Source organism: Streptomyces sp. P17, from assembly GCF_032436805.1.
In the GTDB taxonomy this organism is placed as follows: Bacteria; Actinomycetota; Actinomycetes; order Streptomycetales; family Streptomycetaceae; genus Streptomyces.
This window is the reverse complement of the sequence record NZ_JAVRBF010000169.1, coordinates 1-1,768: the sequence shown is the minus strand read 5'-3', so window position 1 is coordinate 1,768 and position 1,768 is coordinate 1. Positions and strand designations below refer to the sequence as shown.

Genomic DNA, 1,768 nt, shown 5'->3' with positions numbered 1-1,768 from the left:
CTGCTCGCCGCCCCCGAGCGCACCTTCCGGGGTTGGGTGGATGAGGCGCCATTCACATTCCCGGAAGCCGGTGGCGAAGAGGAGCTTCGCCTTCGAATCGTCTCTGAGGCGCGGGGCCTGACCCTCTTTGCCGGCGCCACCAAGTCTGATGCCTGTCAGATGCGCCGTCAGGGCGACCGTTTCCGGCGCTACGGCTCTGTGGGGACGGAAGTCGAGGTTGCCTGGGGCGAGTTGCGCGGCGGGGGTGGCGGTCGCAGGCTGACCTTCGACAACCCTCTGGCGGGGGGGATTACACGATGAAACTGCCGGACTGGCAGACTCGCCTGACCCAATATCTGATCGCGACGGCCGCCACCCCCTACCGCCCCGGACGGCACGATTGTGCCCTGTGGGTGGCGGGCGCGGTTGAGACGATGACAGGACAGAACCTTGCCCCCGACGTGACCTATCGCACCCTGGACGAGGGGCTGACCGCACTTCACAGCCTGGGGTTCGACGATCACGTCGCCTTCGTCGCAGACCGGTTCGACGAGGTTCACCCGGCCTTCGGCCAGCCCGGCGACATCGCGATGGTCGAGGGCGATCTGGATCAATCGCTTGGTCTGGTTCTGGGCGAGACCGCCGGTGTGCTTGGCTTGCGCGGCTGGGGTCACGTGCCGATGTCGCAGGTCAAAAGGGTCTGGCGCGTATGATCTTTTGTCTGATTCTCGTCGCCGTTTTTTTTGTACCGACGCCAGCCGATGCTGGCCCGGTCGCGGCCGCAATCGGCGCTCTGGCCAGTTGGACCGTTGCCGGGATTGCCGTGGGACAAATGCTGGTGCAGATGGCCGTCACCTTCGGCTTGTCGGTGCTCTCGCGAGCTCTCAACCGCAAAAACGCCCCTCTGCCGCCGGGTCTGCGCAGCGGCCAGACGACCAGCGGAGAAACAACTCCTCAAACCATTATCCTGGGCAAATATGCGACCGCCGGCAACATGGTCTGCCCGCCGATGACACATGGGCGTGACGGGCGGACGCCCAATGCCTACCTCACCTATGTGATCGACCTGGCCGACATGCCGCTGCACAGTCTTGACGCGATCTGGATCGACGACGAGCGGTTGATCCCCGGCAATCTCGACGGCGAAGGCTTCCGGGCTCTGGCCGGCAAGTTCGCCGGTTGCGCAAGGGTCAAGTTTATCGACGGTCGGCAGACCTCCGCTGATCCTTATCTGATGGACCGCTACGCCACCTATCCAGAGCGGCCATGGCGGTCAGACATGATCGGGCGCGGGGTCGCCCATGCCATCGTCGAGTTCAAATACAACCGTGAGGTGTTCAAGGCGTTCCCGAAAGTGCTCTTCGAGGTCACCGGAATCGCGCTTTACGATCCTCGCAAGGACTCATCGGCGGGCGGCAGTGGGGCGCATCGGTGGGGCGACCCGACCACCTGGGAGCCGAGCGAAAACAGCGCCGTGCAGGTCTACAATATCCTGCGGGGCATCACTCTGGATGCAACGACCCGCTGGGGCGGCCGGATCGCGGGCAGCGATCTTCCCCTCGACAACTGGCGCGCGGCGATGAACGCCTGCGACGTGCAGGTGGACGGAGAGCCACAGTATCGCACCTCATACGAGATCAAGGTCGGTCCCGAATCCATGGGTGGCGACGCGCCGGCCGATATGATCGACGAATTGTTGCGCGGGTCTTGTGCGCAAATCATGGAATATGGTGGCATCTGGAAAACCCGGGTTGGCGGGGTTGGCCTGCCGGTGATGGTGTTTACAGAT

General features: G+C 63.9%; 3 protein-coding genes. All 3 read left to right on the top strand.

The window, feature by feature from the left end; all coding sequences use genetic code 11:
• Positions 1-300 (top strand): hypothetical protein (locus tag RMT89_RS40105; protein ID WP_315888683.1); only part of this gene is annotated, 300 nt, incomplete at its 5' end.
• A complete protein-coding gene (locus RMT89_RS40100; protein ID WP_315888682.1) occupies positions 297-692 on the top strand; it encodes a DUF6950 family protein in 396 nt (131 codons plus the stop codon). The genes RMT89_RS40105 and RMT89_RS40100, both read left to right, overlap by 4 nt.
• Positions 689-1,768 (top strand): hypothetical protein (locus tag RMT89_RS40095; RefSeq protein ID WP_315888681.1); only part of this gene is annotated, 1,080 nt, incomplete at its 3' end. The genes RMT89_RS40100 and RMT89_RS40095, both read left to right, overlap by 4 nt.

Excerpts from the sequence above, each read along its gene's own strand:
- RMT89_RS40100 (WP_315888682.1), top strand. The coding sequence starts at position 297 with ATGAAACTGCCGGACTGGCAGACTCGCCTGACCCAATATCTGATCGCG.